Source organism: Streptomyces sp. NPDC006450, from assembly GCF_040612195.1.
GTDB lineage: Bacteria > Actinomycetota > Actinomycetes > Streptomycetales > Streptomycetaceae > Streptomyces.
On record NZ_JBEXPT010000012.1, the window covers coordinates 37907 to 63520 of the forward strand.

28 protein-coding genes and 1 tRNA gene are annotated in these 25614 nt (G+C 70.4%); 19 read left to right on the plus strand and 10 right to left on the minus strand.

The annotated features are described in order from the left end of the window. Window positions 1–123 precede the first annotated feature (123 nt). Both ABZY57_RS07370 and ABZY57_RS07375 read left to right on the plus strand, forming a co-directional pair. Window positions 124–1560: an RDD family protein gene (locus tag ABZY57_RS07370; RefSeq protein WP_356509038.1), complete on the plus strand. Its 1437-nt coding sequence runs from the start codon at window positions 124–126 to the stop codon at window positions 1558–1560. A gap of 77 nt (window positions 1561–1637) precedes the next feature. Continuing rightward, complete coding sequence (locus tag ABZY57_RS07375) at window positions 1638–2375, plus strand: RDD family protein (protein WP_356509040.1); 738 nt, start codon at window positions 1638–1640, stop codon at window positions 2373–2375. A 116-nt stretch (window positions 2376–2491) separates the two neighbouring features. Here ABZY57_RS07375 and ABZY57_RS07380 read toward each other — a convergent pair whose 3' ends face one another. Continuing rightward, the gene (locus tag ABZY57_RS07380) at window positions 2492–2797 is read right to left on the minus strand and encodes a hypothetical protein (protein WP_356509042.1); all 306 of its coding nucleotides are present in this window, start codon (window positions 2795–2797) and stop codon (window positions 2492–2494) included. A 538-nt stretch (window positions 2798–3335) separates the two neighbouring features. Here ABZY57_RS07380 and ABZY57_RS07385 point away from each other — a divergent pair. After that, window positions 3336–5741 carry an immune inhibitor A domain-containing protein gene (locus ABZY57_RS07385; protein ID WP_356509044.1) on the plus strand — a complete coding sequence of 802 codons (2406 nt, stop codon included), beginning with the start codon at window positions 3336–3338 and terminating at the stop codon, window positions 5739–5741. Between the two features lie 111 nt (window positions 5742–5852). Further along, the gene (locus ABZY57_RS07390) at window positions 5853–6188 is read left to right on the plus strand and encodes a hypothetical protein (protein WP_356509046.1); all 336 of its coding nucleotides are present in this window, start codon (window positions 5853–5855) and stop codon (window positions 6186–6188) included. A gap of 108 nt (window positions 6189–6296) precedes the next feature. Here ABZY57_RS07390 and ABZY57_RS07395 read toward each other — a convergent pair whose 3' ends face one another. Then, window positions 6297–6896 carry an isochorismatase family protein gene (locus ABZY57_RS07395; protein WP_356509048.1) on the minus strand — a complete coding sequence of 200 codons (600 nt, stop codon included), beginning with the start codon at window positions 6894–6896 and terminating at the stop codon, window positions 6297–6299. A 193-nt stretch (window positions 6897–7089) separates the two neighbouring features. Beyond that, the gene (locus tag ABZY57_RS07400) at window positions 7090–8418 is read right to left on the minus strand and encodes a nicotinate phosphoribosyltransferase (RefSeq protein ID WP_356509050.1); all 1329 of its coding nucleotides are present in this window, start codon (window positions 8416–8418) and stop codon (window positions 7090–7092) included. A gap of 81 nt (window positions 8419–8499) precedes the next feature. On the opposite strand from ABZY57_RS07400, the gene clpS reads away from it, so the two are divergent. The 7 genes from clpS (at window position 8500) to ABZY57_RS07435 (ending at window position 13295) form a co-directional block, all read left to right on the plus strand. Continuing rightward, window positions 8500–8814, plus strand: a complete 315-nt coding sequence (clpS, locus tag ABZY57_RS07405; protein WP_243337276.1) for an ATP-dependent Clp protease adapter ClpS — start codon at window positions 8500–8502, stop codon at window positions 8812–8814. Then, entirely contained in the window at window positions 8814–9428 is a 615-nt protein-coding gene (locus tag ABZY57_RS07410; protein ID WP_356509053.1) for a DUF2017 domain-containing protein, read from the plus strand. Before clpS ends, ABZY57_RS07410 begins: the two co-directional genes overlap by 1 nt. Window positions 9429–9763: 335 nt before the next feature. Continuing rightward, window positions 9764–11185, plus strand: a complete 1422-nt coding sequence (locus ABZY57_RS07415; protein ID WP_356509055.1) for an amino acid permease — start codon at window positions 9764–9766, stop codon at window positions 11183–11185. A gap of 156 nt (window positions 11186–11341) precedes the next feature. Next, window positions 11342–11764 (plus strand): M67 family metallopeptidase, encoded by a 423-nt coding sequence (locus tag ABZY57_RS07420; protein WP_356509057.1) that lies wholly within the window; start codon window positions 11342–11344, stop codon window positions 11762–11764. A gap of 99 nt (window positions 11765–11863) precedes the next feature. Next, entirely contained in the window at window positions 11864–11971 is a 108-nt protein-coding gene (locus tag ABZY57_RS07425; RefSeq protein ID WP_323182362.1) for a putative leader peptide, read from the plus strand. A gap of 86 nt (window positions 11972–12057) precedes the next feature. Beyond that, window positions 12058–12345 (plus strand): MoaD/ThiS family protein, encoded by a 288-nt coding sequence (locus ABZY57_RS07430; RefSeq protein WP_356509060.1) that lies wholly within the window; start codon window positions 12058–12060, stop codon window positions 12343–12345. Next, window positions 12345–13295, plus strand: a complete 951-nt coding sequence (locus ABZY57_RS07435) for a cysteine synthase (protein ID WP_356509062.1) — start codon at window positions 12345–12347, stop codon at window positions 13293–13295. Before ABZY57_RS07430 ends, ABZY57_RS07435 begins: the two co-directional genes overlap by 1 nt. Before the next feature lie 331 nt (window positions 13296–13626). On the opposite strand, the gene ABZY57_RS07440 is transcribed toward ABZY57_RS07435, so the two are convergent. After that, a complete protein-coding gene (locus ABZY57_RS07440) occupies window positions 13627–14019 on the minus strand; it encodes a DUF488 family protein (RefSeq protein WP_356509064.1) in 393 nt (130 codons plus the stop codon). Continuing rightward, the gene (locus ABZY57_RS07445) at window positions 13965–14384 is read right to left on the minus strand and encodes a hypothetical protein (protein WP_356509066.1); all 420 of its coding nucleotides are present in this window, start codon (window positions 14382–14384) and stop codon (window positions 13965–13967) included. Before ABZY57_RS07445 ends, ABZY57_RS07440 begins: the two co-directional genes overlap by 55 nt. A 234-nt stretch (window positions 14385–14618) precedes the next feature. On the opposite strand from ABZY57_RS07445, the gene ABZY57_RS07450 reads away from it, so the two are divergent. Next, a complete protein-coding gene (locus ABZY57_RS07450; protein WP_356509068.1) occupies window positions 14619–15371 on the plus strand; it encodes an MBL fold metallo-hydrolase in 753 nt (250 codons plus the stop codon). Window positions 15372–15487: 116 nt separating this feature from the next. Here the strand turns inward: ABZY57_RS07450 and ABZY57_RS07455 are convergent, their stop codons facing one another. Next, complete coding sequence (locus ABZY57_RS07455) at window positions 15488–16753, minus strand: PTS transporter subunit EIIC (RefSeq protein WP_356509070.1); 1266 nt, start codon at window positions 16751–16753, stop codon at window positions 15488–15490. A 438-nt stretch (window positions 16754–17191) separates the two neighbouring features. Continuing rightward, window positions 17192–18493 carry a PTS transporter subunit EIIC gene (locus tag ABZY57_RS07460; protein ID WP_356509072.1) on the minus strand — a complete coding sequence of 434 codons (1302 nt, stop codon included), beginning with the start codon at window positions 18491–18493 and terminating at the stop codon, window positions 17192–17194. A gap of 196 nt (window positions 18494–18689) precedes the next feature. Here ABZY57_RS07460 and ABZY57_RS07465 point away from each other — a divergent pair, with 196 nt between their 5' ends. From ABZY57_RS07465 to rdgB, 4 genes are all read left to right on the plus strand, one after another. Further along, entirely contained in the window at window positions 18690–19025 is a 336-nt protein-coding gene (locus tag ABZY57_RS07465) for a PTS glucose/sucrose transporter subunit IIB (protein ID WP_356509074.1), read from the plus strand. 130 nt (window positions 19026–19155) lie between these two features. Beyond that, complete coding sequence (gene rph / locus ABZY57_RS07470; RefSeq protein WP_356509076.1) at window positions 19156–19887, plus strand: ribonuclease PH; 732 nt, start codon at window positions 19156–19158, stop codon at window positions 19885–19887. Between the two features lie 129 nt (window positions 19888–20016). Continuing rightward, window positions 20017–20403 (plus strand): hypothetical protein, encoded by a 387-nt coding sequence (locus tag ABZY57_RS07475; RefSeq protein WP_356509078.1) that lies wholly within the window; start codon window positions 20017–20019, stop codon window positions 20401–20403. A gap of 40 nt (window positions 20404–20443) precedes the next feature. Continuing rightward, a complete protein-coding gene (gene rdgB, locus ABZY57_RS07480) occupies window positions 20444–21085 on the plus strand; it encodes an RdgB/HAM1 family non-canonical purine NTP pyrophosphatase (protein WP_356509080.1) in 642 nt (213 codons plus the stop codon). A gap of 61 nt (window positions 21086–21146) precedes the next feature. Here the strand turns inward: rdgB and ABZY57_RS07485 are convergent. Then, a tRNA-Leu gene (locus ABZY57_RS07485) sits at window positions 21147–21230 on the minus strand. A 194-nt stretch (window positions 21231–21424) separates the two neighbouring features. Next, the gene (gene bcp, locus ABZY57_RS07490; RefSeq protein WP_356509082.1) at window positions 21425–21892 is read right to left on the minus strand and encodes a thioredoxin-dependent thiol peroxidase; all 468 of its coding nucleotides are present in this window, start codon (window positions 21890–21892) and stop codon (window positions 21425–21427) included. Between the two features lie 115 nt (window positions 21893–22007). Here bcp and ABZY57_RS07495 point away from each other — a divergent pair, with 115 nt between their 5' ends. The 3 genes from ABZY57_RS07495 to ABZY57_RS07505 all read left to right on the plus strand — a co-directional run bounded on the left by ABZY57_RS07495 (window position 22008) and on the right by ABZY57_RS07505 (window position 23216). After that, a complete protein-coding gene (locus tag ABZY57_RS07495) occupies window positions 22008–22325 on the plus strand; it encodes a DUF3618 domain-containing protein (RefSeq protein WP_356509084.1) in 318 nt (105 codons plus the stop codon). A gap of 46 nt (window positions 22326–22371) precedes the next feature. Further along, window positions 22372–22713 (plus strand): co-chaperone GroES, encoded by a 342-nt coding sequence (locus ABZY57_RS07500; protein WP_356509086.1) that lies wholly within the window; start codon window positions 22372–22374, stop codon window positions 22711–22713. A 182-nt stretch (window positions 22714–22895) separates the two neighbouring features. Then, window positions 22896–23216, plus strand: a complete 321-nt coding sequence (locus ABZY57_RS07505) for a multidrug efflux SMR transporter (RefSeq protein ID WP_030026576.1) — start codon at window positions 22896–22898, stop codon at window positions 23214–23216. Window positions 23217–23263: 47 nt separating this feature from the next. On the opposite strand, the gene ABZY57_RS07510 is transcribed toward ABZY57_RS07505, so the two are convergent. Next, window positions 23264–25513, minus strand: a complete 2250-nt coding sequence (locus tag ABZY57_RS07510) for a transglycosylase domain-containing protein (RefSeq protein ID WP_356509126.1) — start codon at window positions 25511–25513, stop codon at window positions 23264–23266. Between the last annotated feature and the right edge of the window lie 101 nt (window positions 25514–25614).

The window sequence follows — 25614 nt, forward strand, 5'->3', positions numbered from 1 at the left end:
TCCGTACGGGACCACGTTCGCCCGAACGCTTGGATTCTCCCGTTACCGGACCTGTCGGGGTGCGGTTCTTGGCTATGGTCCACCCTTGCAAGAAGCCTCAAGCCACGATCGGAGTTGGGGACATTGACGGCCTCCCCTGGTGACGGCGAGCACGCGGCCCGCGAGGGCTACTACCCCGATCCGTCCATCCCCGGGTACGTCAGGTTCTGGAACGGCCTGAACTGGGTTCCCGGTACGAGCCGCCCCGCGGCCCCTGCCGACGAGACGGGTCCCGTGTTCCTCGACCAGACGGGCGTGAGCGAGGCACTGCGCGAGCCGGAGCGATGGCCGAAGCCCGCGCCGGAACCGGCCCCCCGCCCGGCCCCCCGCCCGGCCCCCGACCCCTGGCCGGAGCCGGCCGCGTCCCGCGCGGAGACCGAGTCGTGGCGGGAGCCCGCTCCCCGGCGGGAGCCCGACGCCTGGCCGGAGCCCGCTCCCCGGGCCGGGTCCGGGTCCGAGCCCGCCTCCCGGGCGGAGCCCGGGCCCCGGGGCGAGTCCGGTGCGGACTCCGAGCCCGCGGGGTGGCAGGTCGACCCGCTCCACCAGGCCGGGTTCGGCGGGCCTCGAGACCGCCGGGTGTCCTGGGGGCACGAGGAGGCCGAAGCCGCCCGACCCGGCGGGATCTCCCTGGCCCGCCCGCCGGTACCGGCCCCCGCGCCCCGCCCGGAACCCGCCCCCGCCCCGGCCCCGGCTCGCGTGTCCGCGCCCCTGCCCGCGCAGGCGGCCGCCTCCGCCGCCCCGGGCGGCCTCGGGATCCTGTCGGCACCCTCGCCGGTTCCGGCTCCCGCCCCTGTCCCCGTAGCGGCTCCGGCTCCTGCTCCCGCCCCCGTGTGGCCCGCCGCCCCGGGGTCGCCGGGCTCGGACCCGGAGCCGGTGGAGCGCGTGCGGTCCGCGCAGCGCCCGGCCCCGGCGCCGGCCGCCGCGGCGGAGCCCGCCCGGCGCGTGACGCCCGTGGAGCCGGCGGAGCGTGAAGAGCGGGCCGAGGGCGCCGTGCCCCCGGCTCCGGGTCCCGCGAGGACCGGACGCGCGGTGTTCGAGCGGATGGCGGAGCGGGCCGTGCGCCCCGCCGGGCTCGTGCGCCGCGCGACGGCCCGGCTGCTGGACTCCCTCGTGTACGCCGCCGTCGCGACCGGGGCGGCGCTGCCCCTCGTGCCCGCGGCGACCGCGCACATCCAGGCCAAGGTGGACGCCGCCAGGGCCCTCGGCCGGACCACCACCGTGTGGCTGCTCGACGGGACCGTCGCGGGCTCGCTGGGCCTCGTCGTGGGCGCCGTCCTCCTCTTCGGCGTCTTCTACGAAGCCCTGCCCACCGCCCGTTGGGGCCGCACCCCGGGCAAGAAGCTGCTCGGCGTACGGGTCCTGGCCACCGCCACGCTGCGCCCGCCCCGCTTCGGCGCTGCGCTGCGCCGCTGGCTCCTGTACGCCCTCCTGGGCCTCCCGGGGGCCCTGTGGGCCCTCGCGGACCGCCGGCGCCGCCGGACCCTCCACGACCGCGCCGCAGGGACGTACGTGGCCCGCTAGGGCCACTCCCGCCGCCCCGTCCCCCGAATGGACGCGTTCCCGTTGCGGGCCGCTCCGGGCCGGGTTCGACTCGGGCCATGAGCACCGACCAGCCGCCGCCGGGCCAGCCGCCCGAGGACGACCCGTTCCTCAAGAAGCCCCAGGAACCGACGCCTCCGCCGTCGGGTGGTTCGCCGTACGGCTCACCGCCCGCGGGCGCCGGCGGGGGCTTCCCGCCGCCGCCCCCGCCCGGAGGAGGCGGTTACCCGCCCCCGCCGCCCCCGTACGGCGGCGCGGGCGGTGGCGACCCGTACGGCGGTGGTGGCGGCTACGGCATGCCCGACCCGCTCGCCGGGATGCCGCCGCTCGCCGACTTCGGCAAGCGGCTCGTCGCCCGCGTCATCGACCTGCTGATCATCGCGGTCCCGCTGTTCGTCATCCAGCTCCTCGCCGGTGACCGCAACCGCTACACGGTCGAGACGAACAAGGGCGAGGACGTCACCGAGGTCATCACCAAGTCCTACAGCGGCAGCGGTCTGCTCATGACGCTGATCTCGATCGTCGCCTACGTCGGCTACGACTGGTGGTTCGTCAAGAAGAACGGCCAGACCCTCGGCAAGAAGTGGATGGGCCTGCGCGTCGCGATGCTGAACGACGGCAGCGTCCCGCAGTCCGGTGCCGCGCTCTCCCGCTCGGCCGTGCTCTGGCTGCCGACGCTGATCTGCTGCTTCTGCCTGTGGCCGATCGCCCTCGTCATCTCGATGCTCGTCGACAAGCCCTACAAGCAGGGTCTGCACGACAAGGTGGCCAAGACCGTGGTGGTCCAAGCCCCCTAGCGGTACCCGGTCCGAGCGCGCGGGCGGTCTCCCCACGGGGGAGGCCGCCCGCTCCGCGTCGTGCGCGCAGCCGGGCCGGAGGCGATCCGGTCGCACGACCGGTAGGCGGCGTCCGCTCAGTGGTGCACGGGATGCTCGACCGGGGCCGGCTCGGGCGCCGGGGCGTCCGCCGGCACGTCCCGCGGAACGGTGCCGGGACCCACCGGGTGCACGGCGGTGGTGCTGCGGGTCGCCGCGTGCCGTCCGCGCCGGCGCGGGAGCGGCACGGTGAGCGCGACGAGGAGCCCGAGGGCGAGGGCGGCGGCGGAGATGACCGCGACGCCGAGGCCCGTACTCGTCTGCGAGAGCAGCAGCATGGCGATCGTCGACACGATGACGGTGGCGGACCCGTAGGCGAGCTGTGCGGCAGTCGGTCGCGGCATGGCGATATCCGTCCTCGAAGCGGGAGGGGGAGTCGGCTCGACCAGGTCTGGCGTCGAGTGACTCTACGACGGTGGATGCCCGAGCGGAACTGTCGGTAAGCGTGACCTCACTCATGCGACCGGACGCAGCGGAGCACGGGGGGCGCACGAGGAGCACTCCTGGGGCCCGGGGGGCGGGGAGGCGCAGGTGGAGCCGGTGGGGTTCGATGGCGGTCCGGAGCGGGCCCGGAGCGGGTCCGGTCCGGCTCCGGCCCGGCTCCGGTACCACTCCGGTGCGGGTCCGCCGGGGCTCCGGTGATGCTCCGGTGCGGGTCCGCCGAGGGGTCGGAAGTGGCGTTCGTCCCTTATGGGCGCGGAACGTCCGTATAGCGGAACTCGGTGACCGCATAGTGCAGTTGTAAGGAACAAGTCAAGGTCTGTCTTTTCTTGCGACTCTCCGGTCAAATGTCGTCACTTGAGACGCGCGCCGCACGGAACCCCCCACTCCTACGGAGAAGTTCCGCACCACTTCGCGGCCGCGGGAGGGGAACGACATCAAGTGACCAGCAACTCGGCCAGAAGACGAGCGCTGCGCGCCGCCGCAATCGGCGTGACCCTGGCAGCGACGGCGGCCACCGGCGCCGCCTTCACGATGGCCACGGCAGACCCGGGTGCGAAGGTGTCCGCCGCGGACCGCCAGGACCCGACCGCTCCCTCCAAGGAGCAGGTCAAGCACAACCTCGAAGGCCCGTTCAGCAAGCAGCAGGAGCAGGCCCGCAAGGCCGCCCTGGAGCAGGTGCTGAGCGGCAAGAAGGACGTCGAGCAGCGGGGCGCCTCCAAGGTCGTCAAGCTCGACGACAAGAAGTACGTCGAGCTCGGCCGCGAGAAGACCGACAAGATCTTCACGATCCTCGTCGACTTCGGCGACCAGGTGGACAACACCACCATGTTCGACCCGGACGGCCCCGGCCCCAAGCCGGCGGCGCCCAAGTACGGCGGCACCCCGGGCCCGCTGCACAACCAGATCGCCCAGCCCGACCGTGCGACCAACAACAGCACGGCCTGGCGCAAGGACTTCAACCGCGCGTACTTCCAGGACCTGTACTTCGGTACCGGCAAGGGCAAGAACTCGCTGAAGACCTACTACGAGAAGACCTCCTCGGGCCGTTACTCGGTCGAGGGCGAGGTCGCCGACTGGGTCAAGGTCCCGTACAACGAGGCCCGTTACGGCTCGAACTACTGCGGCCAGAGCAACTGCGCCAACGTCTGGGACACGGTCAAGGACGGCGTGACCGCCTGGGCCGAGGCCCAGAAGAAGGCCGGGAAGACCGACGCCGAGATCAAGGCGCAGATGGCCCAGTACGACCTCTGGGACCGCTACGACTTCGACGGCGACGGCAACTTCAACGAGCCCGACGGCTACATCGACCACTTCCAGATCGTCCACGCGGGCGAGGACGAGTCGGCGGGCGGCGGCGTGCAGGGCACCAACGCCCTGTGGGCGCACCGCTGGTACGCCTACGGCACCGAGGCCGGCAAGAACGGCCCGGCGAACAACAAGGCCGGCGGCACCCAGATCGGCAACACCGGCATCTGGGTCGGCGACTACACGATGCAGCCCGAGAACGGCGGCCTCGGCGTCTTCGCGCACGAGTACGGCCACGACCTGGGCCTGCCCGACCTCTACGACACCTCCGGTGGCGGCGAGAACTCGGTCGGCTTCTGGTCCCTGATGTCGGCCGGCTCCTGGCTCGGCACCGGCAAGGACTCCATAGGCGACCTCCCGGGCGACATGACCGCCTGGGACAAGTTCCAGCTGGGCTGGCTGAACTACGACACGGCCAAGGCCGCGACGAAGTCCACCCACAAGCTGGGCGTCTCGGAGTACAACACCAAGGACAAGCAGGCGCTCCTGGTCGACCTTCCGAAGAAGAAGGTCACGACCGACATCGTCGCTCCCGCCGAGGGTTCCTCGCAGTGGTGGAGCAACATGGGTGACGACCTCAAGAACACCCTCACCCGCTCGGTCGACCTGACCGGCAAGTCCTCCGCGGCCCTGTCGCTCAAGGGCTGGTGGGACATCGAGGCGGAGTACGACTTCCTGTACACCGAGGTCTCCACCGACGGTGGCGCCACCTGGACCGCGCTGGCCGGCACCGCCGACGGCGTCGCCATCCCGGTCGACGCCTCCAACAGCCCGTCGCTCACCGGCGTCTCGGGCAGCTGGAAGAACCTGAACTACTCGCTGAACGCCTACGCGGGCAAGAAGGTCGACCTCCGCTTCCGCTACCAGACGGACGGCGGCGCGGGCGGCAAGGGCTTCACGGGCGACGCGCTCAGCATCACGGCGGACGGCGCCACGCTGTTCACCGACGGTGCCGAGAACGGCGACAACGGCTGGACCGGCAAGGGCTTCTCCCGCGTCGGCGCCGGCTTCACCAAGGAGTACGCGCAGTACTACCTGGCCGAGAACCGCCGCTACGTCTCGTACGACAAGACCCTCAAGGTCGGTCCGTACAACTTCGGCTTCGCCAACACCAAGCCGAACTGGGTCGAGCACTACGCCTACCAGGACGGCCTCCTGATCTGGCAGTGGGACACCTCCCAGAAGGACAACAACACCAGCCAGCACCCCGGCTCCGGTCTGATCCTTCCGATCGACGCCAACGCCAAGCCGATGAAGTGGTCGGACGGCACCCTGCTGCGCAACAAGATCCAGCCGTACGACGCCGCCTTCAGCGCGTACAAGACGGATGCGATCACCCTGCACAAGAACGGCTCGGAACTGTTCCTGAAGCCGAAGCCCGCGCAGCTGGTCTTCGACGACCACAAGGGCAAGTACTACTACGACGAGAACCCGACCGGCTCGGTGAAGGTCACTGACACCAACACCAAGATCAAGATCGTGAAGGAGACCTACGACGGTCTCGTCATGACGGTCGAGGTCGGCCCCTCCGTTAAGTAATTCGGTAAAACCGCAGGTCAAAGCGTGATCGGCCGTCGCCCTCTAGCGGGCGGCGGCCGATCGCGTTTAGATGCGTGAGCTGAGTTTCTTATTGACGGGGGAGATGAAGACATGCCCGGTGGAGGTTTCGTCCGATTGCCAGGCGGCAGCGTGGTCGTCGCGCTCACGCTGCCCAGACCGTCCGTGGAAGGTGCCGTCGAGGGCGCCCTCGACGGCACCGCCGACGGTGGAAACGTCCGCGTGCTCGTGCACGCCGCGAACCGGGCCCGCGCCCTGACCAGGCTGCGGAACCTCGGACTGCGCGCCGTCTACCTGCGCGGCAACGCCCAGCCGCCCACCCCGGACGAGATCACGGCCGTCCTGCACCACCCCGACGGCCTGCTCTGGCGCTGCGCGCCCGACCGGGCGACGGAGCTGTGGCACCCGATCAGGGCCCTGCTGGGCTGAGCGGGTGGGTCCGGGCCTCCCCGTGGCCTGCAGGAGCCCCCTGGGAGCCCCCTGGGAGCCCTGCAGGCACCAGGGGCGCCCCGCGACGCCCCCTGCCGGTGCCCGGTCTCAGCCGGCCACCACCGGGGTCCCGCTCAGCTCCACGCCGGCTTCCCGGAGCTCGGCCAGCGCGCGGGTCGTGGTGTGCGGGGCCACTCCGGCCGTCAGGTCCAGCAGCACGTGCGTACGGAACCCCGCGCGGGCCGCGTCCAGGGCGGTGGCCTTGACGCAGTGATCGGTGGCGATGCCGACCACGTCGACCTCGGTGACCTGCCGCTCGCGCAGCCACTCCGCGAGCCCGCGGCCGTTCTCGTCCGCGCCCTCGAAGCCGCTGTACGCCGCTTCGTACGCGCCCTTGTCGAACACGGCGGCCACGGCTCCCGAGGCGACGGCGGGCGCGAAGTTCGGGTGGAAGCCCACGCCCTCGGTCCCGGCGACGCAGTGCACCGGCCAGGAGGTCTCGTAGTCCGGCTGGGCCGGCGGGTGCGCGAAGTGGGACCCGGGGTCGACGTGGTGGTCGCGGGTGGCGACGACGTGCCGGTAGCCGGCGGTGGCCTGGCCGATGAGCTCGGTGATGGCGGCGGCGACGTCGGCTCCGCCGGCGACCGCGAGGCTGCCGCCCTCGCAGAAGTCGTTCTGTACGTCGACGACGATCAGTGCGCGGTGCATGTCCGGTGCCCTTCGGCTTGGTGTGTGGTGGGCGGGGGACCCTGCGGGGGCTCTTCCCCCACCCCGCCCCTTCCCGAAACGGGGGCCCGGCCCCAGACCCCTTGGCGGGGGCTCCGCCCCGCCCGGGCGGGTGGGCGACGGCCCCGCCCGGGCGGGTGGGCGACGGCCCCCGCAGGGCGCCGCCCCCCAGGGGCTACGCGTACTCGGTCGGGATGACCGCCTCGCCCCGCGACAGCTGCGTCGCCGAGAGGGGGAGACCCGCCAGGCACTCGCGGTGGCGGTCGCGGGCCGTCTCCAGGGACTCGCGGGCCACCACCTCGCCCGCCTTGACCAGCTGGACCAGGAGCTGCGTGTCGGCCAGCGCCGCCGGGACGGGCCCGGTTCCCAGGACCTCCGCCTCCGCGACCCCCTCGGCGTCGACCCGCCGGGCCGCCCACTTGCGCCCGCCGATGGAGGTCTTGCCGCCCGAGGACTTCTTCGCCACCGACACCAGCGGCGCCTTCGGATCGGCCGAGGCGGCCCGCGCCACCAGCTTGTAGACCATCGAGCACGTCGGGTGCCCGCTGCCCGTCACCAGCTGGGTGCCGACCCCGTACGCGTCCACCGGAGCGGCCGCCAGCGAGGCGATCGCGTACTCGTCGAGGTCCGAGGTCACCACGATCTTCGTCGCGGTCGCCCCCAGCTCGTCGAGCTGCTGCCGCACCCGGTGCGCCACCAGAAGCAGGTCCCCGGAGTCGATCCGGACGGCGCCGAGGTCCGTCCCGGCGACCTCCACGGCCGTGCGGACCGCCTCCGCCACGTCGTAGGTGTCCACCAGCAGGGTCGTGCCGCTGCCCAGCGAGGCGACCTGGGCGGTGAAGGCGTCCCGCTCGCTGTCGTGCAGCAGGGTGAAGGCGTGCGCGCTGGTGCCGACCGTCGGGATCCCGTACCGGAACCCGGCCGCCAGGTCCGAGGTGGAGGTGAAACCGCCGACGTACGCGGCGCGCGCCGAGGCGACGGCCGCCAGTTCGTGCGTGCGCCGGGCGCCCATCTCGACCAGCGGCCGGCCGCCGGCGGCCGTGGCCATCCGGGAGGCGGCCGCGGCGATCGCGGAGTCGTGGTTGAGGATCGACAGGATCACGGTCTCCAGCAGCACGCACTCGGCGAAGCTGCCCTCGACGCGCAGGACCGGGGAGCCGGGGAAGTAGACCTCGCCCTCCGGGTAGCCCCAGATGTCGCCGGAGAAGCGGTACGAGGCGAGCCAGTCGAGGGTGCGGGCGTCGACGACGGCCCGCTCGCGCAGGAACTCCAGTACGGCGCCGTCGAAGCGGAAGTTCTCCACCGCGTCGAGCACCCGGCCGGTCCCCGCGATCACCCCGTAGCGGCGCCCCTCGGGGAGCCGCCGGGTGAACACCTCGAAGACCGAGCGGCGGTCGGCCGTGCCGTTGGCCAGCGCGGCCTGCAACATCGTGAGCTCGTAATGGTCCGTGAAGAGCGCTGTCGACGGCACGTCCACCGGCAGGCCCAGGTCCGCAGGGTTCATACGACGGATGCTAGCGCACATCTCGTCAAAGTGACGAGATGTAGGGGCCCGTTTGTGCGACCGGCCCCCGTCAGTGGCAGCATGGGACAAGTGAGTGTTGCTCCCATTGAGATCGAACGCACCGAATCGGCCGAAGAGACCTTCGCGGTCCCGGAACCCGACGTCCCGTGGGTGACCCTGGTGCACAACGACCCGGTCAACCTCATGAGCTACGTGACGTACGTGTTCCAGGCGTACTTCGGCTACTCCAAGGACAAGGCGAACAAGCTGATGATGGACGTCCACCACAAGGGTCGGGCGGTCGTCTCCAGCGGCAGCCGCGAGGAGATGGAGCGGGACGTGCAGGCCATGCACGGCTACGGCCTCTGGGCGACCATGTCCCAGGACCGCAACTGATGGGCGGCGTCTTCGAGCCCCTGAAGGGCGGCGGGGCCGCCATCGCGCTGGACGAGATCGAGATCTCGATCCTGCGCTCCCTCGCCGTGCAGCTGCTGGAGCTCATCGGCCCCGGCGAGCCGGAGCCCGATCCGGAGGCCGACCCGCTCGCCGCGCTCTTCGCCGCCTCCGACGGTCCCACCGAGCCGCCTTCCGACCCCGCCCTGGCCCGGCTCTTCCCCGACGCCTACGGCGGCCCGGAGACCGGACCCGACGCCGACACGGAGGAGCTGCGGGCCCACTCGGCCGAGTTCCGCCGCTTCACCGAGAACGACCTGCGCACCCGCAAGCGGGAGGACGCGCTGGCCGTCGTACGGAACCTGGACGGGCTGGACCCGGCCGGCGACGGGACGGCCGTCCTGGAGGTCGACGGGGAGCTGCGGCTGCGCTGGCTGGGCGCCCTGAACGACCTGCGGCTCACCATCGCCGCCCGCCTGGACATCACGGAGGACGACGAGAGCGCCGTGCTCTTCCGGCTGCCGGACGACGATCCGCGCAAGCCGATGGTGATGGCGTACCTCTGGCTCGGCGGTCTCCAGGAGACCCTCATCGAGACGCTCACCGAGACCCTCTGACCCCGCCATCCTCTGAGGGGCCTCAAGTCCCCCGATCGTTCGCTCAGCGGACGCTCAAATCCGGATAACGATCAGATCACCGCGATGTGGTGATCTGATCCATTCCAGGACCTCTGTCCTGATTTTTTTGTGCCCTGCGCCACATTTTCTTCCCTCGTGGACCCGTAAGCACGTGATAAATCTTCACGACCGCCGACGGGGCGCCACCCATGCCCCCCGGCCTGCTTGAACCGGCTGACCGCCGGCGTGCAACTCCATCCGTATCCGGGGGGATCGAGGACCCGATCCGCAGCCAGTCATGGCGCGGGTCGGCGTGGAGAAAGGCGCACCAAGACATGACCTCCGTACAGGTCGACGAGCAGCAGCACGACACAACCGAGGGCGGTGGCTACCACCGCGCACTCGGCGCCCGCCAGATCCAGATGATCGCGATCGGCGGCGCCATCGGCACCGGCCTCTTCCTGGGCGCCGGCAAGGCCATCTCCAAAGCCGGCCCCAGCCTGATCCTGGCCTATGCCATCGCGGGCCTGGTCATCTTCTTCATCATGCGGGCCCTGGGCGAACTGCTCATGTACCGCCCGGTGTCCGGCTCCTTCTCGGACTACGCCCGGGAGTTCCTCGGCCCCTTCTGGGGTTATGTGACCGGCTGGACCTACTGGCTGTTCTGGGTGGTCACCGGCATCACCGAAGTCACCGCCGCGGCGCAGTACATGTCGTACTGGACCCATGACAGCTTCCCGCAATGGGCGTACGCGCTGATCTTCACCGTCATCCTCTACGGCGCCAACCTGATCTCCGTGAAGCTCTTCGGCGAGCTGGAGTTCTGGTTCTCCATGGTCAAGGTCACCGCCATCGTCGGCATGATCCTGATCTGCGCCGGCATCCTCACCATCGGCTTCTCCGACGCCGCGGACACCGCCACCGTCTCCAACCTGTGGAACGACGGCGGGTTCTTCCCCAAGGGCCTCGGCGGCACGCTGATGACCCTGCAGATCGTGATGTTCGCCTTCCTCGCCGTCGAGCTGGTCGGCGTCACCGCCGGCGAGTCCAAGGACCCCGAGAAGACCCTGCCCAAGGCCATCAACACCGTGCCGTGGCGCATCGCCGTCTTCTACGTCGGCGCGCTGATCATGATCCTCTCGGTCGTCCCGTGGCACGAGTTCCAGCCGGGCGTCAGCCCCTTCGTCGCCGCCTTCGAGAAGATGGGCCTCGGCGTCGGCGCCGCGATCGTCAACTTCGTCGTCCTGACCGCGGCCCTGTCCTCCTGCAACTCGGGCATGTACTCCACCGGCCGCATGCTGCGCGACCTCGCCCTCAACGGCCAGGGCCCGAAGTTCTTCACCAAGCTCACCAAGAGCGGCACCCCGCTGATCGGCACCACCTTCTCGGCGTCCCTGATGCTGGTCGGCGTCTGGATCAACTACGTGGCCCCCGGCAAGGCCTTCGACTACGTCGTCTCCTTCGCCACGATCTCCGGCATGTGGGCCTGGATCATGATCCTGGTCTGCCAGATCCGCTACCGCGCCGCCTCCGACCGCGGCGACCTCCCCAGGTCCGCCTTCCGCGCCCCCGGCGCCCCGTACACGAGCTACTTCGCCCTGGCCTTCATCGGCATGGTCATCGTGATGATGGGCATCGACAAGGACGCCCGGGTCTCGCTCTACTGCGCGCCCCTGTGGGGCCTGCTGCTGGGCGTCTGCTACCTGGTGATGAAGTCCCGCGACCCGCGCGGCGCCGCCTTCACCAAGGCCTCGTAAGGCCTCCGCGAACCGCGGGTCCCGGCCGCCTGTCACGGCCGGGAACCGCGCGGCTTTCCGGCACGAGCCCCTGCACGCAGGGGCTCGTGTCCATCATCCGGGCCCTCCCGTACCACTCCTCGGTACGGGAGGGCCCGTCTGCTTATCCTGTCGCTCATGCTGACCATCACCCAGGCTCTCCACGACCAGATCGTCGCGCACGCCCGTCAGGACCACCCCGACGAGGCCTGCGGCGTGGTGGCCGGCCCGGCGGGTACGGACCGTCCGGAGCGGTTCGTGCCCATGCTGAACGCGGCCCGTTCGCCCACGTTCTACGAGTTCGACTCGAAGGACCTGCTCAAGCTCTACCGCGAACTGGACGACCGGGACGAGGACCCCGTCATCGTCTACCACTCGCACACCGCGACCGAGGCCTACCCCTCGCGCACGGACGTCACGTACGCGAACGAGCCCGGCGCGCACTACGTGCTGGTCTCCACCGCCGACAAGGACGGCCTCGGGGAGTTCCAGTTCCGGTCGTACCGGATCGTCGAAGGCGTGATCACGGAGGAAGAAGTGCAGGTCGTAGCGGCCTACTGAGGCACCGGCACAGGGCTACTTCTCAGTATGTGAGCGAGATCCGTCCACGATGCGGGATCACACTCCAAACCAGGGACCGGGAATCGTTAACATGACCGCATGGTTTCCCACGACGTGAGCATCGAGACGCCCGGCAGGCTGCTGCTTGTGGCGCGGCTGCACGTCGACCTGTGCCGCCTCGCCAGCGCCATCTGTACTGCCGCCTGAGCCCTGACGGCCCCCTCGCGGGGCCACGTGCTCACGCCCGCTCCGCTTCGCCCGCCTTCCCTTCACCATCCTGACTGGAGCCTGCCATGGCCATCGAGGTCCGCATCCCCACCATCCTCCGCACCTACACCAACGGCGAGAAGGCCGTCACGGGCGCGGGCGCGACGCTCTCCGAGCTGTTCTCCGACCTGGAGACCCGCCACAAGGGCATCCAGGAGCGCATCGTCGACGAGGCCAAGGGCGGCGAACTGCGCCGCTTCGTCAACGTCTACCTCAACGACGAGGACGTCCGCTTCCTCGACGGCATCTCCACCGCGCTCAAGGACGGCGACAACGTCACCATCCTCCCGGCCGTAGCCGGCGGATCGAAGTAATGCGCTACGACTCCCCCCTGGCCGCGGTCGGCAACACGCCGCTGGTACGCCTGCCCCGGCTCTCGCCCTCGGACGACGTCCGCATCTGGGCGAAGCTGGAGGACCGCAACCCGACCGGCTCGATCAAGGACCGCCCCGCGCTCCACATGGTCGAGCAGGCCGAGAAGGACGGCCGGCTGTACCCCGGCTGCACGATCCTGGAGCCCACCTCGGGCAACACGGGCATCTCCCTCGCCATGGCCGCGAAGCTCAAGGGCTACAAGATCGTGTGCGTCATGCCGGAGAACACCTCCCAGGAGCGGCGCGACCTGCTGGCCATGTGGGGAGCCGAGATCATCCCGTCGCCGGCGGCGGGCGGCTCGAACACGGCCGTCCGCGTCGCGAAGGAACTGGCGGCGCAGAACCCCTCCTGGGTGATGCTCTACCAGTACGGCAACCCCGACAACGCGGGCGCCCACTACGCCACGACCGGCCCCGAGATCCTCACGGACCTCCCCTCGATCACCCACTTCGTGGCGGGCCTCGGCACCACGGGCACGCTGATGGGCGTGGGCCGCTACCTGCGGGAGCACGTCCCGGGCGTCAAGATCGTCGCGGCGGAACCGCGCTACGACGACCTCGTCTACGGGCTGCGCAACCTCGACGAGGGCTTCGTCCCCGAGCTGTACGACGCGTCGGTCCTGACGACCCGCTTCTCGGTGGGCTCGGCGGACGCGGTCACCCGCACCCGGGAACTCCTCCAGCAGGAGGGCATCTTCGCGGGCGTCTCCACCGGCGCGGCCCTGCACGCGGCGATCGGTGTCGGCCGCAAGGCGGTGGCGGCGGGCGAGTCGGCCGACATCGTCTTCGTCGTGGCCGACGGCGGCTGGAAGTACCTGTCGACGGGCGTCTACACGGCGGCCACCACCGAAGAAGCCATCGACGTCCTCCAGGGCCAACTCTGGGCGTAGCCCGACCGCGCCCGGAGAGGGGCTGGACCGCCACACGGCAATCCAGCCCCTCCGGCATGCTCTGCCGCCCGGAGCCAGTCCGGCCGCCCGGAGCCAGTCCGGCCGCCCGGAGCCGATCCAGCCGTCCGGCGTTTGAGGACCGGGTCCGGGCAGAGCCCGGGGAACGGGCGAAGGGCGGGTAGGGGACAGCCCCGCAGGGCGAACCCAGCCGCACTCGCCCACCGGGCCCCGCGCAACGCGGCAGTGGCGAGCACCCCGACCGGGCACCGCCGGAAGCGGTGATGCGCAGCCGCGCGAAGCCCGAGGAGCCGCGCGCGGTGCAAGCTCCGCGTCAGGAAGAGGCCAGCAGCGCGGCCAGCACCCCGGCGTGGCTCGCCGCCGGATCCTTGACGGCAGTCAGCAGCGTGACCGGCCCACCCGCGGCCACGGCGCGCAGGCGCGACAGCTCCGACACCGCCTCCTCCGCGCGGAGCTCCACCGCGTACCGCTCCCGGAACTCCGCCACGGATCCGCCCCCGTGGAACCACTTCCGCAGCTCCCCCGACGGGGCGACGGACTTCGCCCACTCGTCGACCCCCGCCGCCTCCTTCGACAGCCCCCGCGGCCACAGCCGGTCCACGAGCACCCGGACCCCGTCCAGCTCCGGCTCCGGGGGATCGTAGACACGCTTCAGCCGGACGACCCGGGTCCTGCGGGCCCCCCGAGCCCCTTCACCTCGTCCCACACCGCCGGATCCAGCGTCCCCAGCGGCCGCGCCCTCGCGAACTCCCATACCGACACCTCCACCGCCCGGTCCGCCTCCAGGAACGCGCCCCGCGGCCCCACCACCCCCGGCGGCAGCGGGATCACCCCGGCGCGCCGGTCGTCGTACTTCCCGGTGATCCGGGCGATCCGCGCCCGGTGACCCCGTACGCCCAGCACCAGGACGGGCCGCCCGTCCTCCAGGGACCACAGCTCACCGGCCGAGGGCCGCGGCAGCGGTCCCGGTCCGTGCGGCGGATCCGGGGCGGGCCGTACCCGCCGGGGGAGGAGCACCAGCAGGATCACGACCACGACCGCGGCGACCGCCGGCCACCAGGACGTGTCCATACACCGACCGTAGTCCTGCCCGGCGCCAGCGGCACGGCAGCGCACCGCACCGGCACACCACCGGCACGCCGAACGGCAACCCGGGTCCACCCCGTCGCTCCCCCGGGTGACAGCTCAGGTGATTCGCCCCACAACGGCCTGCCGCGGAGGAGCGACCGGACGTTTCGCGCCTTACGCTCGACCCACGCACGGCCCGCATTCCGTCCACGGACCGTCCACGGAGGTTCACGCTCCATGAAGCTCACCGTCGTCGGCTGTTCGGGGTCGTTCCCGTCCGCGGAATCGGCCTGTTCGAGCTACCTCGTCGAGGCCGACGGCTTCCGGCTGCTCCTCGACATGGGCAACGGCTCCCTCGGCGAACTCCAGCGGCACATCGGGCTCTACGATCTCGACGCGATCTTCCTCAGCCACCTGCACGCCGATCACTGCATCGACATGTGCGCGTACTTCGTCGCACGCTTCTACCGCCACGAGGGCGGCCGCTGCGGCACCATTCCCGTCTACGGCCCCGAGGGCACGGAGAAGCGGCTGTCCACCGCCTACGAGGACGTCCCCGACGAGCGCTCCATGAGCGAGGTCTTCGACTTCCGGACCCTGAAGTCCGGCACCTTCGAGATCGGCCCGTTCCAGGTCCGCACCGAGAAGGTCTGCCACCCGGTCGAGTCCTACGGGATCCGCGTCGAGCACGACGGCCGCGCGCTCACGTACTCCGGCGACACCGGCGCCTGCCCCGAGCTGGGCCTGCTCGCCGAGGGAACCGACCTGTTCCTGTGCGAGGCCTCCTTCACGCACGGCAAGGAGGACATCCCGGACCTCCACCTCAACGGGCGCGAGGCCGGCGAGTTCGCCCGCGCGGGCCGGGCCGGCCGGCTCGTCCTGACCCACATCCCGCCGTGGACGGACGCCGAGCGCAACCTCGCCGACGCCCGCGCGGTCTACGACGGCCCGGTGGAGCTGGCGTACACGGGCGCGGTGTACGAGGTCTGACCCGTCCTGCCCGTTGCGACGGTCCTGAGCGTCCCCACCGGCCCGCCGGCACGCGAAAGCCCCCGCCCTCCCTTCCGGGAGAGCGGGGGCTTTCGCCGTGGTGCGGGGCGGGAGACCTACTTGGCCTCGGCCTTCTCCATCTCGGCGAGCTCCTCGTCGGACTCGCGGCCCGGCGTCGGGAGGTTGAACTTCGTGATGGCGAAGCGGAAACCGAAGTAGTAGATCGCCGCGAAGGCCAGGCCGATCGGGAGGATCAGCCAGGGCGAGGTGGCCTTGTTCCAGCCGAGGCCCAGGTCGATCAGACCGGCGGAGAAGGTGAAGCCCGCGTGGACCCCGAGCGCCCAGGTGACGGCCATGGACACGGCGGTCAGGACCGCGTGGATGGCGTACAGGACCGGCGCGATGAACATGAAGGAGAACTCGATCGGCTCGGTGACACCCGTGACGAACGAGGTGAGGGCGAGCGAGACCATCATGCCGGTGACCGCCTTGCGGCGCTCCGGACGGGCGCTGTGGGCGATGGCCAGGGCGGCGGCCGGCAGGCCGAACATCATGATCGGGAAGAAGCCGGTCATGAACTGGCCGGCGCTCGGGTCACCGGCCCAGAAGCGGTTCAGGTCACCGTGCACGACCGCACCGGCAGCGTCGGTGAAGTCACCGATCTGGAACCAGGCGACGGTGTTGACGAACTGGTGCATGCCGATCGGGATCAGCGCGCGGTTGATGAGGCCGAAGAGGCCCGCACCGATGGAGCCGAGGCCGGTCATCCACTCGCCGAAGTTGGCGATGAGCTCGCCGATCGGCTCCCAGGCCAGGCCGAAGAAGACACCGACGAGGACGCCGACGAAGGCCATGATGATCGGGACCAGGCGGCGGCCGTTGAAGAAGCCGAGCCAGTCCACCAGCTTGGTGCGGTGGAAGCGCTGCCACAGGACCGCGGCGAGCAGACCCATGATGATGCCGCCGAGGACACCCGGGTTGTTGTACGTCGCGGCGACGTCCACACCCTTGTTCTCGGTGGTGTTGATGACGGCCTCGGTCACCGGGAAGGCGGTGAGGACGTTCTTGTAGACCAGGAACCCGACCAGCGCCGCGAGGGCGGTGGAGCCGTCCGCCTTCTTGGCGAAGCCGATGGCGACACCGATGCAGAAGAGCAGCGGCAGGTTGGCGAAGACGGCGTCACCGGCGGTGGCGAACACCGTGGCGACCTTGCCCCAGCCGAGGCCGTCCTTGCCGAAGACGTCGGGCTGGCCGAGGCGCAGCAGGATACCCGCGGCCGGCAGGACGGCGATCGGCAGCTGAAGGCTGCGGCCGACCTTCTGCAGACCCTGGATCAGGCCGGAGCCCCGCTTCTTGGCGGGAGCGGCGGTGGCCGTACTCATCAACTTCCTCCAGTGGACAAGACGCTGCCTGGGGGCATGGCGAAGGGGGGTGGCGGCGTCTCAGGAAAGGGGAGGACCCCGGGCCGAAAGGCCTACGTGGTCTACACCACTCAGTGGTGTAGACCAGTTGTAGCACGGTGAGGTCCGCGTAAGGAACCCACCAATTCAGTGGTGGAAGACACAGTGGGACATACACGGCAAAGGCCTCCGGACCCTGTGGGTCCGGAGGCCTTCGTCTCCTCTATGGCTCCGATATGGCTGCCCTGAACAGGGCCTATGGCGTCGTGCGGGAGGACCTTCGGCGGTCTCGGGAGGGGGCTTCCGGCAGGTCCGGGAGCGGTCCACCGGCCCGTCCGGGCAGGACGTCCGCCGGGATCCGGGGGTGCTTCGGACCTCTTCCGGCCCGCGGCTCGCGCGGGCCGGAAGTCCCGGCGGGGCTCACGCCTTCGTGTTCTCCGCCTCCATCACCGCGATCTCCTCGTCGGTCTCCCGGCCCGGCGTCTTGATGTCCCATTTGGTGATCGCGAAGCGGAAGACGGCGTAGTAGACGACCCCGAAGCAGAGGCCGATCGGAATGATCAGCCAGGGCTTCGTCGCCAGGCTCCAGTTGATGAGGTAGTCGATCAGGCCGGCCGAGAAGCTGAAGCCGTCCTTGACGCCGAACGCCCAGGTGACCGCCATCGACACGCCCGTCAGCACCGCGTGCACCGCATACAGCGCCGGCGCCAGGAAGAGGAACGAGTACTCCAGCGGCTCGGTGATGCCGGTGACGAAGGAGGTCAGGCCGACCGACAGCATCAGACCGCCGACCTCCTTGCGTCGGGCCGGCTTCGCGCAGTGCGTGATCGCCAGCGCCGCCGCCGGGAGGGCGAACATCATGATCGGGAAGAAGCCGGTGAGGAACTGGCCGGCGTTCGGGTCGCCCGCGAGGAACATCGGGATGTCTCCGTGGACCGTCTGCCCGTCCGGCTTGGTGTAGCTGCCGAACTGGAACCACACCGGCACGTTCAGGAACTGGTGCAGGCCGATCACCAGCAGCGCGCGGTTCGCGACGCCGAAGATGCCGGCGCCCACCGAGCCCAGACCCACCAGCCAGTCCGAGAAGCTCTCCAGCGCGTCGCCGATCGGCGGCCAGATCCACAGGCAGAGGACGGCGAAGGCGATCGCCACGAAGGTCATGATGATCGGGACCAGTCGGCGGCCGTTGAAGAAGCCCAGCCAGTCCACCAGCTTGACCCGGTGGTAGCGCTGCCAGAACCAGGCGGCCAGCAGGCCCATGACGATGCCGCCGAACACCCCCGGGTTCTGGAAGGTGTACTCGGCGAAGGTCCGGTCGGGCCCCAGGCAGCCGCCCCCGATGTCCACGGTGCCTTCCGGGCAGCGTGTGGGGAAGGCGCGCAGCACGCTCCGGTAGACGAGGAAGCCGACCGCCGCCGCGAGCGCGGTCGAGCCGTCCGCCTTTTTCGCCATGCCGATCGCGACGCCGATGCAGAAGAGCAGCGGCAGGCCGAGGTCGGCGTTGAGCAGGGCGCCGCCCGCGGCGGCCGTGACCCTGGCGACGTCCGTCCAGCCCAGGCCGTCCTTGCCGAACACGTCGTCCTGACCCAGCCGGTTCAGGATGCCGGCCGCCGGAAGTACGGCGATCGGCAGCTGCAGGCTCCGGCCCATCTTCTGCAGCCCTTGGAACAGGCCGTTCCACCACTTCGGCTCTGGCACTGCTGCGGCGCTGCTCGCGCTCATCCGCGTCCTCCCTGACCGGCCCGTTTTTGGCAGTCGCGCCACGTGCGGCACACTGGTGTAGACCACTTGTGTTGCGATCGCATTTCACCCGCCTGAGGGCAGGTTGGTGCTGATCATCATCATTCGGCAGATACCGGGCATGTGCCCGCGTAGCTGGGCCAATCGTGGGTTACCGTGACGAAGCGGACCGCCCTGGTTGGTCGGTCGATCGGTCGACCGGTCGACAGCGCTCAGGCGCCGGACGCCGGACGCCGGATGTCAGTCGGACTCGTTCTTCGTAGAACTCAGGGAGAAACACATGGCCACCAAGGCTGAGAAGATCGTCGCCGGGCTCGGCGGCATCGAGAACATCGAAGAGGTCGAGGGCTGCATCACCCGCCTGCGCACCGAGGTCATCGACCCGAGCAAGGTCGACGAGGCCGCGCTGAAGGCCGCCGGCGCCCACGGCGTCGTCAAGATGGGCACCGCGATCCAGGTCGTCATCGGCACCGACGCCGACCCGATCGCCGCCGACATCGAAGACATGATGTGAGCTGAGCCCACCGGCTCGCACGCGCCCCCGCGCGCACCCGTACGTACGACAGGACCCCGACCGGACGCACCCGGACGGGGTCTTCTCGCAGCGACACGGGCCGGGGCCCGCACCGGCTAGGCTCGGTGCCATGTCTCGCATCGACGGCCGTACGCCCGAACAGCTCCGCCCGGTCACCATCGAACGCGGATGGAGCAAGCACGCAGAGGGCTCCGTCCTCGTCTCCTTCGGAGACACCAAGGTCTTCTGCACCGCCTCCTTCAGCGAAGGCGTCCCGCGCTGGCGCAAGGGCAGCGGCGAAGGCTGGGTCACCTCCGAGTACTCGATGCTGCCCCGCGCCACGAACACCCGCGGCGACCGCGAGTCCGTACGCGGCAAGATCGGCGGCCGCACCCACGAGATCTCCCGCCTGATCGGCCGCTCGCTGCGCGCCGTCATCGACTACAAGGCCCTCGGCGAGAACACCATCGTCCTGGACTGCGACGTCCTCCAGGCCGACGGAGGCACCCGCACCGCGGCCATCACCGGCGCCTACGTGGCCCTGGCCGACGCCGTCTCCTGGGGCCAGGGCAAGAAGCTGATCAAGGCCGGCCGCAAGCCCCTCACCGGCACCGTCGCCGCCGTCAGCGTGGGCATCGTCGACGGCGTCCCGCTCCTCGACCTCTGCTACGAGGAAGACGTGCGCGCCGAGACCGACATGAACGTGGTCTGCACCGGCGACGGCCGCTTCGTCGAGGTCCAGGGCACCGCCGAGGGCGAGCCCTTCGACCGCAAGGAACTCAACGCCCTCCTCGACCTGGCCGCCGGCGGCTGCGCCGACCTGGAAGCCCTCCAGCTCGGAGCCCTGGAACTCACGCTCTAGCGCTGGTGGCAACCGCGCGGCCGGTCCGCGCGTCTCTTGCGATACGGGTGCACGGCGTCGAAGCCGTGCACCCGTCCACGTATCCGCACGAATCCACCCGTCTGCATCCACATCCTCCTGGGGGCCGAAGTGAAGTCGAAGTACCGCCTGGCAGCCGTCGCCCTGACGGCAGCGCTCGCCATACCCGCGATCACCTCCTGCGACGCGATCTCCACGGCGATGGACTGCGCGAGCACGGCCGTCGCGATCACGGACGGCGCGAACGACCTGCAGCAGGCGGTCTCGCAGGCCGGCAACAGCCCGCAGGACGCCCAGAACGCGCTCAACGCGATCGAGGAGAACCTCAAGAAGGTCGGCGACCAGACGGACAACGCCGACCTGAGCAAGGCCATCTCCTCGATGAACACCGCCGTCCAGAACGTCCGCACCTCCATCGAGAGCGGCACCACGACCCCCGACGTCACGCCGGTCGCGGACGCGGCGAAGGAAATCTCCAAGGTCTGCACCCCGGGCTGACCCCGGCCGGGGCCTGAGCCCGGCCCGGGATAATGGCGCCATGACCTCGACGACGCCGACGACGCCCTCCGCCAGCTCTCCCAGCCGCCTGATCCTCGCCACGCGCAACGCGGGCAAGGTCACCGAGCTCCACGCCATCCTGTCCGCCGCCGGCCTGCCGCACGAGCTGGTCGGCGCGGACGCGTACCCGGAGATCCCGGACGTCAAGGAAACCGGCGTCACCTTCGCCGAGAACGCCCTCCTCAAGGCCCACGCCCTGGCCCGGGCCACCGGCCTGCCGGCCGTGGCCGACGACTCGGGCCTCTGCGTCGACGTCCTGAACGGCGCCCCCGGCATCTTCTCGGCCCGCTGGGCCGGCGCCCACGGCGACGACAAGGCGAACCTGGAGCTCCTCCTGGCCCAGCTCGGCGACATCGACGACGCCCACCGCGGAGCCCACTTCTTCTGCGCGGCCGCCCTCGCCCTCCCGGACGGCACGGAACGCGTGGTCGAAGGCCGGCTCCTGGGCACCTTGCGTCACACCCCGTCGGGCACGGGCGGCTTCGGCTACGACCCGATCCTCCAGCCCCTGGGCGAGTCCCGCACCTGCGCGGAACTCACGGCGGCGGAAAAGAACGCCATCTCCCACCGAGGCCAGGCCTTCCGCGCCCTGGTCCCGGTGGTCCGGGAACTGCTGGGCTGAGCCCTTCCGCATGCCGAAGGCCCCGTACGCGACATCTGCGTACGGGGCCTTCGGCGTGGTGTGCGGTTGGGGGGACTCGAACCCCCACGGGTATTAACCCATTTGGACCTAAACCAAACGTGTATGCCAATTCCACCACAACCGCGACATCCGACCCAATTCAGACATCGCGCCCGGTTGAGTCGGGCTCAGTCTACGGGGCGACCGGGTCGGGTGGCAGGTTTGGGGCGACGGTTGCGACACCACGTGTCCGCCAGGGAGTGGCAGTTGGGGCACGGGCGGCGGAGATCCTCTCGGCGATCGTCGAGTCGGTCGCCGCCGATGCGGTGGATGTGCGGGTCAGATGCCCAGATCCTTGATGATCTTGGCTACGTGGCCCGTGGCCTTGACGTTGTAGAGGGCGCGTTCGACCTTGCCCTCCTCGTCGACGATCACCGTGGAGCGGATGACACCGGTGACGGTCTTGCCGTACAGCTTCTTCTCGCCGAACGCCCCGTACGCCGTCAGGACCTCCTTGGAGGGGTCGCCGACCAGGGTGACCTTCAGGTGCTCCTGCTCGCGGAACTTCGCCAGCTTCTCCGGCTTGTCCGGGGATACGCCGATGACGTCGTAACCGGCCGTGGCCAGGACCGCCAGGTTGTCCGTGAAGTCGCAGGCCTGCTTCGTGCAGCCCGGCGTCAGCGCGGCCGGGTAGAAGTACACGATGACCTTGCGGCCCTTGTGGTCGGCGAGCGAGACCTCGTTGCCGTCCGCGTCGGGCAGGGTGAATGCGGGGGCGATGTCGCCCGGCTCAAGTCGCTCGCTCATTCTCAACAGTCTCCTCAAGAGGGGATCGGTACGGTGTCGAGACTAAGCTGCTGACAGACTGTTCATGGTGGGCTACACCCGCCATGGGACCGACCATGACGACGGAGGCAGCGCGGTGCCGGAAGCCAGGACCCCCGCACAGATCGAGGCGGACATCGTCCGCCGCCGCGAGCAGCTCGCCGAGGCGCTCGACGAGATCGGGGTGCGCATGCATCCCAAGACGATCGTCGGGGACGCCAAGGCGAAGGTCGTCAGCAACGTCGACCACGTAGTCGGCCGCGCGGTGGCGACGGTCAACCGCGTCGTCACCGACGCCCGCGACGGGCTGCGCAACGAGGACGGCACCCCGCGCGTCGAGCGGATCGTGCCGGTCGCGCTGCTCGCGGCCGGAGTCGTGGGCCTGCTGGTGATGTCGGCGCGACGCAAGCGCTGATGACCCTGGGGGGTGCGGGGCGGGTGTGGGCGGGTAGGTTCGGTGCGTGAGCGAGAACACCACCACCCACGACAAGCTGCCCATTCGCATGCTCCACGACCGCGTGCTCGTGAAATCCGATACGCCGGAGGGCGAGCGACGCTCGGGCGGCGGCATCCTGATTCCGGCGACGGCCGCGGTGGGCAAGCGGCTGGCCTGGGCCGAGGTGGTCGCGGTCGGGCAGAACGTACGGACCGTCGAGCCGGGCGACCGGGTGCTGTACGACCCCGAGGAGCGGGCCGAGGTGGAGGTGCGCGGGGCGACGTACCTGCTGATGCGGGAGCGGGACCTGCACGCCGTGGCCGCGGAGCGGCTGGGGTCGGAAGACTCCACGGGGCTCTATCTCTAGCCCGCGCGCAGATCGGGGAACGGGCCGGTGACCCTCGTCACCGGCCCTTTTCGTTCGGTTTTGCTACGGTGGTGAGGAACCCCCGACGAGACGCGCCGTACCGGGTCGCCCTTGGCCAGTGGCCAGTGGCTGCATGACAAGACGACGCACCCCGTTCCGCTCTCGTTCCGGAGGTGCCTGTCATGGCCTGGGTTCTGCTTCTTCTCGCCGGTCTGCTCGAAGTCGGCTGGTCGATCGGCATGAAGTTCACCGAGGGGTTCACGCGGCTGTGGCCGAGCGTGTTCACGGGCGCGGGCATCGTGGCGAGCATGGTGCTGCTGTCGTACGCCGCCAAGACCCTGCCGATCGGTACGGCGTACGGCGTCTGGGTCGGTATCGGTGCGGCCGGGGCGGCGGTGCTCGGTATGGCGGTGCTGGGTGAGCCCGTCACCGCCGCCCGGATCTTCTTCATCTGTCTGCTGCTGGTCGCCGTGGTGGGGCTGAAGGCGACCTCCGGTCACTGAGTCGGCGGTTCGCCGGTTCGCCGGTTCGCCGGGCTACGGGGTACTGGTTACTCCAGCAGGTCCGCCGGTGGGCGCAGGCCTTCGGTGGCGCCGCCTTGGGCGCCCGTCGTGGTGCCGGTCGTGGTGCCGCCGTCGGTCTGGCCCGCGGTGTTCTGACCGCCGGTGGTCTCGCCGCCCGTGTTCTGCCCACCCGTGTTCTGGCCGCCGGTGGTCTGCCCGCCGTCCGTCCGGCCGCCCGTGTTCTGGCCCCCGGTGTTCTGCCCGCCCGTGTTCCGGCCTCCGTCCGTCTGTCCGCCCGTCGACGGGGTCCGCGTCGGGCGGCCCGGCCGGCCCGAGGGGCGGTCGCCCGGTGTCTCCTCCTCGGACTGGGTCGGGTCCGGCTCCTCGGGCGGAGGCGGCGGAGGCCGGTTCGCGCCCGGCATGAGCTCCAGGTCGAACTCCACGGGGTCGCGGTCGGTCAGGGCCGTCTTCGTGTACTGGGCCCAGATCCGGGCCGGATAGCCGCCGCCCCCGATGCGGGCCTCGCCGAGTGCTCCGTAGAGGGATTCCAGAGAGCCGGTGTCCGGGTCCTGGCCCATCATCGAGACGACCGTGACCAGGTCCGGGGTGTACGCCGCGAACCAGGCCGAGCGGTCCAGTTCGCCGGTGCCCGTCTTGCCGGCGGCGGGGTGGCCGGCGGCCAGGGCGGCCGTACCGGTTCCGTTGTCCACGACGCTGACCAGCATGGACGTCGTGGTGTCGGCGGCTTCGCGGCTGACGGCCTGGGCCGGGTCGCGCGCCGGGAGGGGGACGGTGTCCCCCTCCTTGGTGATCTTCTCGACGAAGGTGTGCGGGGTGCGGCGGCCGTGTGCGGCGAGGGTCGCGTAGGCCTGGGTCATGTCCAGGACGCTGGCCTGCATGGTGCCCAGTGCCATGGCCGGTCCCGGGTCGAAGTTCGGAGTGTTCTCGGGGATGCCGAGGGCGATGGCGGTCTGCTTGACCTTGTCGGTGCCGACGTCGACGACCATCTGGGCGAAGACGGCGTTGACGGAGAGGTCGGTGGCGGCGTTGACGGTGATGTTGCCGTAGCTGACCTGCCCCTCGTTCTCGGGCATGTAGGGGATGCGGGTGCCGACGACGCGCCGCTTGTTGTCGCCGTTGTAGATCGTGTACGGGGTGATCGTGCGGCCGTCCTGGGTGCGGGAGTCGTTCTGCACGGCGGAGGCGAAGACGAACGGCTTGAAGGTGGAGGCCACTTGGTAGTCGTGCCGGGTGGCGTTGTTGACGTACTGCTTCGTGTAGTCGATGCCGCCGTACATGGCGACGACCTTGCCGGTGGCCGGATCGATGGAGACGGCTCCGGTGCGTACGACGCGGTCCGCCTTGTGCTTGACCGGGTCGAGCTTGCTGACCATCTTGTCGTTGACGGCGTCGACCATGGCGGTCTGGCGGGCCCTGTCGATGGTCGTGGTGATGCGGTAGCCGCCCTCGGCGAGGGTCTTGTCGTCGAGGATCTTGTTCTCGGCGATGTAGTCCTTGATGGCTTCGACGAGGTAGCCGCGCTGTCCGGAGAGACCGGCGGCCGGGCGCACCTTGCCGGGCTCGGGGAACCGGGTGGCCGCGCGTTCGGCGGGCGTCATCCAGCCCTTCTTGACCATGCCGTCGAGCACGTAGTTCCAGCGGGCGAGCGCGCGTGCGCGGCCCTGGGGGTGGGCGACGACGTCGAAGGCGCTGGGGGAGTTGAGGAGGGTGGCGAGGTAGGCGCCTTCTGCGGTGGTGAGTTTGCCGACGTCCTTGCCGTAGTAGGCCTGGGCGGCGGCCTGGATGCCGTAGGCGTTGCGGCCGAAGTAGCTGGTGTTCAGGTATCCCTCGAGGATGTAGTTCTTCGACTTCTCACGACCGAGCTTGATCGCGATGAAGAACTCCTTCACCTTCCGCTTGATCGTCTGTTCCTGACCCAGGTAGTAGTTCTTGACGTACTGCTGGGTGATGGTCGATCCGGACTGGGTGCCCTTGCCGGTCGCGGTGTTCCAGGCGGCGCGCAGCATCGCCGCGGGGTCCACCGCCCGTTCGGAGTGGAAGTCGCGGTCTTCGGCGGCCAGTACGGTTTCCTGGACGGTCCGGGGGATCTGGGAGAGCGGCACGTTGACGCGGTTGACCTCGCCGTCGCGGGCGAGCTGGGTGCCGTCGGTGTAGAGGTAGACGTTGGACTGCGCCGTGGCGGCCGCGTTGGCGGGCGGGATGTGGACCAGCAGGTAGCCGGCCACGAGGGCGCCGCCGACGAGCAGGGCGAGCAGCAGGAACGCGCCCAGGACCATGCGCCAGGTCGGGAGGAGCCGGCGCCAGCCGGTGCGCTTGCGCTTGGCCTTCCCGGCCGCCTTGGCCCGCTGTTTCTCCGCCCTCTTCGCTTCCTTGGGCG

What these genes read in the sequence shown, in the direction of transcription:
- ABZY57_RS07455 (WP_356509070.1), bottom strand. Translation starts at nt 16,753, where the DNA reads ATGAGTACGGCCACCGCCGCTCCCGCCAAGAAGCGGGGCTCCGGCCTG.
- ABZY57_RS07510 (WP_356509126.1), bottom strand. Translation starts at nt 25,513, where the DNA reads ATGGTCCTGGGCGCGTTCCTGCTGCTCGCCCTGCTCGTCGGCGGCGCC.
- ABZY57_RS07380 (WP_356509042.1), bottom strand. Translation starts at nt 2,797, where the DNA reads ATGCCGCGACCGACTGCCGCACAGCTCGCCTACGGGTCCGCCACCGTC.
- ABZY57_RS07450 (WP_356509068.1), top strand. Translation starts at nt 14,619, where the DNA reads ATGAAGCTCACCGTCGTCGGCTGTTCGGGGTCGTTCCCGTCCGCGGAA.
- rdgB (WP_356509080.1), top strand. Translation starts at nt 20,444, where the DNA reads ATGACCTCGACGACGCCGACGACGCCCTCCGCCAGCTCTCCCAGCCGC.
- ABZY57_RS07410 (WP_356509053.1), top strand. Translation starts at nt 8,814, where the DNA reads ATGGGCGGCGTCTTCGAGCCCCTGAAGGGCGGCGGGGCCGCCATCGCG.
- ABZY57_RS07505 (WP_030026576.1), top strand. Translation starts at nt 22,896, where the DNA reads ATGGCCTGGGTTCTGCTTCTTCTCGCCGGTCTGCTCGAAGTCGGCTGG.
- ABZY57_RS07395 (WP_356509048.1), bottom strand. Translation starts at nt 6,896, where the DNA reads ATGCACCGCGCACTGATCGTCGTCGACGTACAGAACGACTTCTGCGAG.
- ABZY57_RS07420 (WP_356509057.1), top strand. Translation starts at nt 11,342, where the DNA reads ATGCTGACCATCACCCAGGCTCTCCACGACCAGATCGTCGCGCACGCC.
- clpS (WP_243337276.1), top strand. Translation starts at nt 8,500, where the DNA reads ATGGGACAAGTGAGTGTTGCTCCCATTGAGATCGAACGCACCGAATCG.
- ABZY57_RS07400 (WP_356509050.1), bottom strand. Translation starts at nt 8,418, where the DNA reads ATGAACCCTGCGGACCTGGGCCTGCCGGTGGACGTGCCGTCGACAGCG.
- ABZY57_RS07390 (WP_356509046.1), top strand. Translation starts at nt 5,853, where the DNA reads ATGCCCGGTGGAGGTTTCGTCCGATTGCCAGGCGGCAGCGTGGTCGTC.
- ABZY57_RS07415 (WP_356509055.1), top strand. Translation starts at nt 9,764, where the DNA reads ATGACCTCCGTACAGGTCGACGAGCAGCAGCACGACACAACCGAGGGC.
- ABZY57_RS07425 (WP_323182362.1), top strand. Translation starts at nt 11,864, where the DNA reads ATGGTTTCCCACGACGTGAGCATCGAGACGCCCGGCAGGCTGCTGCTT.
- ABZY57_RS07460 (WP_356509072.1), bottom strand. Translation starts at nt 18,493, where the DNA reads ATGAGCGCGAGCAGCGCCGCAGCAGTGCCAGAGCCGAAGTGGTGGAAC.
- rph (WP_356509076.1), top strand. Translation starts at nt 19,156, where the DNA reads ATGTCTCGCATCGACGGCCGTACGCCCGAACAGCTCCGCCCGGTCACC.
- ABZY57_RS07445 (WP_356509066.1), bottom strand. Translation starts at nt 14,384, where the DNA reads ATGGACACGTCCTGGTGGCCGGCGGTCGCCGCGGTCGTGGTCGTGATC.
- ABZY57_RS07375 (WP_356509040.1), top strand. Translation starts at nt 1,638, where the DNA reads ATGAGCACCGACCAGCCGCCGCCGGGCCAGCCGCCCGAGGACGACCCG.
- ABZY57_RS07430 (WP_356509060.1), top strand. Translation starts at nt 12,058, where the DNA reads ATGGCCATCGAGGTCCGCATCCCCACCATCCTCCGCACCTACACCAAC.
- bcp (WP_356509082.1), bottom strand. Translation starts at nt 21,892, where the DNA reads ATGAGCGAGCGACTTGAGCCGGGCGACATCGCCCCCGCATTCACCCTG.
- ABZY57_RS07435 (WP_356509062.1), top strand. Translation starts at nt 12,345, where the DNA reads ATGCGCTACGACTCCCCCCTGGCCGCGGTCGGCAACACGCCGCTGGTA.